Below are 7,838 nucleotides of genomic sequence, written 5' to 3'. Positions count from 1 at the left end.
CCGTGAATCATGCGGGCCGCACAGCCTCAACCTGATTATTGGGTCCTGAGCCTAGGGAACCGAACGCTCTGCCGTTCCTGTCGGGCCGGACGGCAGCAGTATCCAGGCTGGATAAGAAAAGACCCCAGCGAGAAACCTCGCCGGGGTCCTTCCGTGTCTGGAACTCACGCCGCGGTAATCGACTCAAATCCGGTCCTTGTCCGACAACACGGTAGTTCAGGCCGCCAAATGCTCCGGCTTCTTTCCGGCGATGATCATCGCAAGAAGGTCGTCGGTGGACACGTCATCCACGTTGACGACGCCCACGAGTTCACCGTTTTTCATGACGGCGGCGCGATCGCAGAGATTCTTGACCTGGTGCACGTCATGGTCGATCAAAAAGATGCCCAAGCCGTCCTTCTTCAGCTCCTGGATCAACTCGGCGACCATCTGGGTCTCTTGCGGGCCAAGGGCCGCAGTCGGCTCGTCCATGATCAGGATCTTTGCCTGGAAGTAGACCGCCCGTGCGATGGCAACGGACTGCCGCTGTCCGCCCGAGAGCGCCTTCACAGGGGAAGAGAACTTGCGGAAGTTGGGGTTGAGCCGCCCCATGATCTTTCGGGTTTCTGCCTCCATGGCCGCGTCGTCGACGAATCCAAGCGAGGTCGTCAGCTCGCGCCCCAGGAACAGGTTCGAGGCGGCGTCGAGATTGTCGGCCAGCGCAAGGGTCTGGTAGATCGTCTCGATGTTGTAGTCGCGCGCGTCGCGCGGGTTCTCGATGTGGGCCTTTTCGCCATTCACGAGCACGTCGCCCGTGTCCTGCCGATAAGCGCCCGACAGGCACTTGATGAGGGTCGATTTCCCTGCGCCGTTGTGGCCCAGAAGACCGACGACCTCTCCGGGGAAGAGATCGACGCTGACGTGATCCACGGCCTTGACGCCACCGAACGCGATCGAGATGTCGCGCAACTCGACGAGGGGGGTTCCGCTGCGGTCGATCATCAGTTCGCTCCCGTCTTTTTGCGATAGAAGATGTCCACGAGGACAGCGAGGACCAGCACGGCACCCACGACGATGTTCTGGAACGGCGCGTCCACGCCGACCATCGCCATCCCCGATTGCAGCGACTGCATGATGAGCGCGCCCAGGATGGCCCCGTAGATCGTGCCGAGGCCACCAGCGAGGGCAGTGCCCCCGATCACGGCGGCGGCAATCACGCGAAGCTCGTCCAGCGTCCCGATGTCGTTCGAGTGGAAGGACAGGCGCGCCGAAGCGACGAGACCGGCAAGCCCGCAGAGCACGCCCATGATCGCAAAGATCTTGACCGTGAGCAGGCGGGTATTGATGCCGGAAAGCTCGGCCGCGTCCGGGTTCCCGCCGGTGGCAAAGATGTAGCGGCCGAGGCGCGTCTTGCGGGCCACCATCGTCATAACAACCGCCACCGCGATGAGCAGGAGAACCGAGTACGGCACGCCGTAGCCTTGGCTGTACCCTTCGGGCATGGTCTGTCCGGAGGCCTCGAACTGACGCTCGAGCACGCGGCTCGGGACCTCGTAGGCGTTCAGAACGGCGACGAAGCCCAGGATCATGACGGCGGCGACGGCCATCAGAAGGAATTCGGCCCAGACGGGCTTGACCGGGAACTCGTGCCGGATGCGGGCGCGCCGCGCGGACCAGATCGCAACCCCGGCCGCAATCACGCCGATCACGCCGAGAATCCAGCTTCCCGTCGTGCCGACGGTGCCGCCGATGCCGCCCAGAAGCTGGAAGGTCTCGTCGAGCGGACCGATGGTCTGACCGTTCGTCAGGTACCAGGCCACATTTCGCCAGACGAGAAGGCCGCCAAGCGTCACGATGAAGGCCGGGATGGACAGGTAGCCGATCAGCCACCCCTGAAAGGCGCCGATCACGGCGCCGGTCAAGATCCCGACCAAAATCGCGACGGGGGCGATCAGCGGGCTCCCGAAATCGAGCCCGATGGCAGGCAGGAAATTCGTCTGCGTCATCGCCATCATCGCCGAGCACGTCGCGAGCAGGGAGCCCACGCTCAGGTCGATGTGGCGCGTGACGATCACGAAGACCATCCCCGTCGCCATGATGGCAACCGAGACCGTCTGGATGGTCAGGTTGAAAATATTGCGCGGGGTGAGAAAACGCCCGTCCGTCAGCAGGTTGAACATCACGCAGACGACGATGAAGGCACCGACCATGCCGAGCAGCCGGGTGTCGATCTCCAGCGTCTTCAGGATGTTCTTGCGCTGTGACGAGGCGGGGGAAACACTGGCATCGGCCATCACGGTAACCCTTCGATATATACGGAAGAAGCGCATCCCGGAGGACGCGCATCAGTTCCGGCACGGGCGATCCGTGCCGGAACAGGTTTCAACGGATCAGTTGCAGGGAGCCGGACCGTCCGACACGCCTTGGCATAGCTCTTCTTGGCTGATCCAGCCGGCGTCGACCACGACATCGAGGTTGCCTTGCGTCACCGGAACGGGCTCGAGGAACTCGGCCCAGAGCGTGGTGCCTGCGGGCGAGGTCCACTGCTCGGCGCCCTCAATCTCGGACAACTCGGTGCCGCTGGCCAGTTCGACGGCAATCTCGCCGGCGCGCTTGCCCAGATCGCGGCTGTCCTTCCAGACGGAAACCGTCTGCGTCCCCTGCGCAATGCGGTTCAGCGCGGCGAAGTCGGCGTCCTGACCCGAGACGGGGATGCCGTCGAGACCCTGCGCCGAAAGTGCCGCCACGGCGCCACCGGCGGTGCCGTCGTTCGAAGCCACGACCGCGTCGACGTTGTTGTCGTTGGCGGTCAGGATCTGTTCCATGTTGCGCTGCGCGTTCGCGGGCAGCCACTGGTCAGTGTAGGCTTCGCCGACGATGGTGATGTCACCGGAGTCAATCGCGTCCTGCAGGACTTCCTGCTGACCCTGGCGAAGGAAGTCGGCGTTCGGATCGGTGGGCGAACCCTTGATCATCACGTAGTTGCCTTCGGGCTGCTCTTCGAGCACCGCGCGGGCCTGCATCCGGCCGACTTCGATGTTGTCGAAGGTCAGGTAGAAGGCACGTTCGTCTTCGATCAGGCGGTCGTAGGCGATGACGGGGATGCCGTTATCGGCCGCGCGCTGAACGGCGGGAATGATCGCCTGGGTGTCCTGTGCGAGAATGATGAGCACTTCGGCGCCCTGGCTGATCAGCGATTCGATGTCCGACAGCTGCTTCGAGGACGACGACTGTGCGTCGGCCGAGACGTATTCGGCGCCGGCTTCTTCGAGAGCGGACTGAATGGCGGCTTCATCGGTCTTCCAGCGCTCTTCCTGGAAGTTGGACCAGCTCACGCCGACGGTCGGGCCGTCCTGGGCCAGAACGGCGGCGGGCGTGAGGGCAGTCGCGGCCAGTGCTGCGACGAGCAAACGATTCTTCATGGTAGACCTCCCTTGAACGACCCGGATCGGTTTCTGCCGGGTTCCCGTTATTTTGCTCGTCTTACTTCGACAGTCAAACTTAATATTTGATGCGGGGCGTCAATTGAGCCAATCATGCGTCGATCGCTCTACCGCAGCGCCCGTTTGCGCGCCGCAGAACGCAAGGAAGGCAATATTTTGTTCGGGAGGGGAGCTAAATGAAGGCCAGCGTGGACACCCGGCTGGTCGCAACCTGCGGTCCCGTCATAATTGAAGACCCTGCGGCGGTGCGCCCGCTCAAGTTGCGACTCTTCGACTTCATTCGCGCGTCCGGCCCGGTTTCCCGCGCCGGCGTGGCGCGCGTGCTGAACATTTCCCCCGGCACGGTGTCTACCCTGACGGCGGAATTGATAGAAACCGGGCTCCTTCAGGAGGTGACGGACCCACGCAAGCCCCCCGTCACCCCGCGCGGCCGACCGCCAGTGAGCCTCGCCGTCCGGCCCGACGCGTTCGTGGTGGCGGGCATCAAGTTGTCGAGCCGGGATCGCACGGGCATCCTTATCGACTTCGCGGGCAACCGCCTGGCCTCGGTCCAAAGAGACTTCGTGCCGGTCGAACATACCGCTTCGGCACAGATCGAGGCAATCGGCGGCATGGTGACGGAGCTTTTGCAGAAGGCCGGTCTGTCGTGGGTCGATCTTGGAGGCATCGGGCTCGGTGTGCCGGGCTTCGTCCAGAACGCGACGGGCCATGTGCACTGGTCCCCGGTTTTTGCCGAGCGGAGCTTCGACCTCTCGCGCCTCGCCTCGGACCGGCTGGGCGTGCCCGTGGCCGTGGATAACGACGCCAACCTCGTGGCCCTCGCCGAGTTGTGGTTCGGGCTGGGGCGCGAGAAGTCCAACTTTGCCGTTGTCACGATCGAGCAGGGTGTGGGGTTCGGAATGGTTTTGAACCACGACCTCTTCCGGGGGGCGAACGGCTATGGTGTCGAGCTTGGTCATACAAAGGTGCAGGTCGATGGGGCGCTCTGCCGGTGCGGCCAGCGTGGCTGTCTTGAGGCCTATCTGGCCGACTACGCGATCGCGCGGGACGCTGCCGTTGCCCTGAAGCTGTCCGAGGCGCACACGCCGCCGATCCCGGAACTGATCGAGATGCTGCGCGCCGCCGCGGATGCGGGGGACGAAACGGCGGCATCAGTTTACCGACAGGCGCGCCGGTATCTGGCCGCTGGACTCGCGACGGTGGTCAACCTGTTCAACCCGACCTTGCTGATCCTCTCGGGCGGGCGGATGCGCTACGACTGGCTCAACGCCGACGACCTTCTTCACGAGATGCGTGACTTCGCCATCGACGCGGGCGATGACCTGCCCCCTCTGAAGATCCACGAGTGGGGCGACCTGATGTGGGCGCACGGCGCGGCGGCCCTTGCTCTGTCCAATGTCACCGAAACCCAACTGGGTTTGAGCCGGGAGGCCGTCGCTTGAAGCCGTTTGCTTTTACAACTTTGCTCGCGCTCTTCCCCGCCTCGGCATGGGCCGGAACGCCCACGTTCAAGGCGCTACCCGACGCACTGCCGGTCGAGCATGTCTACTCCGGCGGATGGGAGCATTTCGTCGGGGGGGGCGTGGCGGTCTTCGACTGCAACGGCGACATGCGGCCGGACGTGGCAGCCGCAGGGGGCACCGAACCGGCCCGGCTCTTCGTCAACGAGACCGAAGGCGAGACGATACGCTTCTCCGAAGGAAACCTGCCCGATATGCGGGAGACGACGGGGCTCTACCCGCTGGATATCGACGGGGACGAGCATCTCGATCTCGTCGTTCTGCGAGTGGGTCCAAACCTGCTGTTGAAAGGTGACGGAGCCTGCGGCTTCACAGATAACAGCGCCGCGTGGGGATTCGACGGCGGAGACGCCTGGTCCACCGCGTTTTCGGCGACGTGGGAGGAGGGCCGCGACCTGCCGACCCTCGCCATTGGCAACTATGTGGATCGTAACAATCCGAAAGGTCCATTTGGCACGTGCGACACGAACGCCCTCTATCGTGCGGAGGATGACCGGTACGCCCCCCCTGCCCCGATCGCCCCCGGCTGGTGCGCACTGTCCATGCTGATCTCTGACTGGCAGCGGAGTGGCACACCTGAGCTTCGGATCTCGAATGACCGCCACTACTATGTCCGTGGCGGCTATGAGGAAATGTGGCGCCTCGACCCGCTTGCCCCGCGCACCGAGGCGGATGGCTGGGCGAAGGTGTCCCTCTGGGGCATGGGAATCGCAAGCGCCGACATCACCGGGGACGGTCTGCCGGAGGTCATGCTGACCTCGATGGGCGATCAGCTCTTGCAGTTCAACCTCGGCGACAGCTGGAGCAACGCCCCTTACGATGTCGGCGCGGCGGCACAGCGGCCCTATCAAGGTGACGACGGCAGGCCTTCGACCGGATGGCACGCCGAGTTCGGTGACGTCGACAACGACGGCAGGCTCGACCTGTTCATCGCGAAGGGCAACGTCGACCAGATGCCCTCGAACGCGATGAAGGACCCGAACAACCTCTTGATGCAGACGCCCGACGGCCGCTTCGAAGAAGCGGGAGGCCCTGCCGGGATCGCCGACGACGCTCGGTCGCGCGGCGCGGCGCTCGCCGATTTCGACCGCGACGGACGCCTTGATATGGTTGTGTCCGCGCGTCGTGCGCCGTTGCGTATCTGGCGGAATGAGACGGACGCTGGCAATTGGTTGGCGGTCGAGCCGCACATGGCCGCGCCGAACAGCCGCGCCGTCGGTGCATGGGTAGAAGTGCGGACCACCTCTGGAACGCAGGCGCGAGAGATTACCGTGGGCGGCGGTCATGCGGGTGGCCAAGCCGGCCCGATCCACTTTGGGCTTGGCGGAGCCGAAACGGCGGACATGCGCGTTATCTGGCCCGACGGCTCTGCGGACGCATGGCAGCACGTCAAGGCTAACCGTGTTCTTCGGCCGCGCCAGAAGTAGCTAGCGCTCGACAGGCAGGCCCGACGGCACCGCTTCGGGGATCCCGAGCCGCCCATAGAGGGCGGTTTCGTCCTCGAGCGCCGCCAGAAATGCCATCAGCGCGTCGAGTTCGCGTTCGGATAAAGGCCGCACCTCGTGCCGCACGGCCGCGAGGATCTCGGCCCGCTCCGCCGGATTCGACCAGATCGCCCAGTCCTCGGCCGCGCCCTCGAGTGGGGTCAGCTTGACCTCGGGGAGCGGACGCTCGCTTGCTGCCACGGGGTCGGCATGATCGCGAAGGAACGCGCGCAGGTCGTCATGGCTGCCGGCGTGGCCCCAAGGGCCAGTGCGGGTGACGTTGCGCAGCATTGGAGTGCGGAAGGCGTAAGCATCTTCCGCACGACCCGTGACGCGCATACGGCCCAAGTCGCGCTGATGACCCTCAAAGCGCTCGGCCTTGCCCGGCCCAAGCTGCGGTGCTCCCATCGCGTAGAACGCCTGGTCCGACAACAGCGGGCCGGAATGGCAGCTGCTGCAGCCTGCCGGCCCAAAAAACAGCTCCATCCCCTCGTGGGCAAGCGCGGGCAACTCGGCTGTGCCGCGCAGGTAGCGATCGTAAAGCGTATCGTCGGCGCGCCACTCCACGGCCACGAAGGCGGCAATCGCGTTTGAGATGTCGGTGAAGGCGACGTCACGGCCGGCAGCGATCTCGGGATAAACCTCGGCGAACTGTTCCGCATAGCCTGGGATGGCAGCAACGCGATCAGCGATGATGTTCCACGCGCCCCCTTCTCCCGTCAGGCGACCTTGGCGTACGGACTGTGAAACGTCGCTCTCCTGATAGTGCCCGGCCATTTCGTCCGGCGATAGAACCGGAAACATCGTTTGCGCCGACAGTAGGCTGGCGAAGCCGGCGACCATGTCGTCTTCGATAGGGGTGCGTAGGCCCGAGGGGCGGCTTGGATCAACCTCGATCCGCCCGTCGGCGAACATCACGGTGACATCGCGGTGTCCGAGGTTGAACAGGGCGGTGGCGTTTCGTGGCACCCGTTGTTCGGGCATGTTGTTCGGGTCGACGTGTCTCTCCGGACCAAGCCCTATCCCTCCGTCCCCCAGTCCGAGCGCCATACCGTCGCCAGTCCCGAAGCGCGGGTGATGGCACGAGGCGCAACTGACGGATCGACCGCCCGACAAGATCGGGTCGTAGAAGAGCAACTGGCCCAGCTTGACCTCGGCCGGTGAATGGTAAGCGAATCCAGCGGGATCCAGCAGGATCGGATCCGCCAAGGCCGGGGCAGCCAGAACGGCGGCGATGAAAAACAGGCGAGACATGAGGGCAACCCAAGCACCGCGGAATGACCGACGCAAGCCCGCCTGAACGTCCACCCCGAGGTTTGAACAAGTCGTGGCGGAGCGGCTGGGCAATTACCTAAGTCTAGGCTCAGGACCCATTAATCAGGTTGAGGCTGTGCGGCCCGCATGATTCACGG

The 7,838-nt window shown here is 64.4% G+C and carries 6 protein-coding genes; 2 read left to right on the top strand and 4 right to left on the bottom strand.

Annotation, left to right across the window (positions count from 1 at the left end; translation table 11 throughout):
- Positions 1-216 precede the first annotated feature (216 nt).
- The 3 genes from ACFDS3_RS17785 to xylF all read right to left on the bottom strand — a co-directional run bounded on the left by ACFDS3_RS17785 (position 217) and on the right by xylF (position 3,401).
- Positions 217-981, bottom strand: a complete 765-nt coding sequence (locus ACFDS3_RS17785) for an ATP-binding cassette domain-containing protein (protein WP_375263695.1) — start codon at positions 979-981, stop codon at positions 217-219.
- Entirely contained in the window at positions 981-2,273 is a 1,293-nt protein-coding gene (locus tag ACFDS3_RS17780; protein WP_375263694.1) for a sugar ABC transporter permease, read from the bottom strand. Before ACFDS3_RS17780 ends, ACFDS3_RS17785 begins: the two co-directional genes overlap by 1 nt.
- A 96-nt stretch (positions 2,274-2,369) precedes the next feature.
- Positions 2,370-3,401, bottom strand: coding sequence for a D-xylose ABC transporter substrate-binding protein (gene xylF, locus ACFDS3_RS17775; protein ID WP_375263693.1), 1,032 nt, complete (start codon positions 3,399-3,401; stop codon positions 2,370-2,372).
- Between the two features lie 197 nt (positions 3,402-3,598).
- On the opposite strand from xylF, the gene ACFDS3_RS17770 reads away from it, so the two are divergent.
- Both ACFDS3_RS17770 and ACFDS3_RS17765 read left to right on the top strand, forming a co-directional pair.
- A complete protein-coding gene (locus tag ACFDS3_RS17770) occupies positions 3,599-4,864 on the top strand; it encodes an ROK family protein (protein ID WP_375263692.1) in 1,266 nt (421 codons plus the stop codon).
- Positions 4,861-6,369, top strand: coding sequence for a CRTAC1 family protein (locus ACFDS3_RS17765; protein WP_375263691.1), 1,509 nt, complete (start codon positions 4,861-4,863; stop codon positions 6,367-6,369). Before ACFDS3_RS17770 ends, ACFDS3_RS17765 begins: the two co-directional genes overlap by 4 nt.
- Here the strand turns inward: ACFDS3_RS17765 and ACFDS3_RS17760 are convergent, their stop codons facing one another.
- The gene (locus ACFDS3_RS17760; RefSeq protein ID WP_375263690.1) at positions 6,370-7,680 is read right to left on the bottom strand and encodes a cytochrome-c peroxidase; all 1,311 of its coding nucleotides are present in this window, start codon (positions 7,678-7,680) and stop codon (positions 6,370-6,372) included.
- Positions 7,681-7,838: the final 158 nt, after the last annotated feature.

The organism is Palleronia sp., from assembly GCF_042089775.1.
Lineage (GTDB): Bacteria > Pseudomonadota > Alphaproteobacteria > Rhodobacterales > Rhodobacteraceae > Palleronia.
This window is presented reverse-complemented; position numbering and strand designations above follow the sequence as displayed.

Coding starts and splice junctions, on each gene's coding strand:
- ACFDS3_RS17780 (WP_375263694.1), bottom strand. CDS start 2,273: ATGGCCGATGCCAGTGTTTCCCCCGCCTCGTCACAGCGCAAGAACATC.
- xylF (WP_375263693.1), bottom strand. CDS start 3,401: ATGAAGAATCGTTTGCTCGTCGCAGCACTGGCCGCGACTGCCCTCACG.
- ACFDS3_RS17760 (WP_375263690.1), bottom strand. CDS start 7,680: ATGTCTCGCCTGTTTTTCATCGCCGCCGTTCTGGCTGCCCCGGCCTTG.
- ACFDS3_RS17770 (WP_375263692.1), top strand. CDS start 3,599: ATGAAGGCCAGCGTGGACACCCGGCTGGTCGCAACCTGCGGTCCCGTC.
- ACFDS3_RS17785 (WP_375263695.1), bottom strand. CDS start 981: ATGATCGACCGCAGCGGAACCCCCCTCGTCGAGTTGCGCGACATCTCG.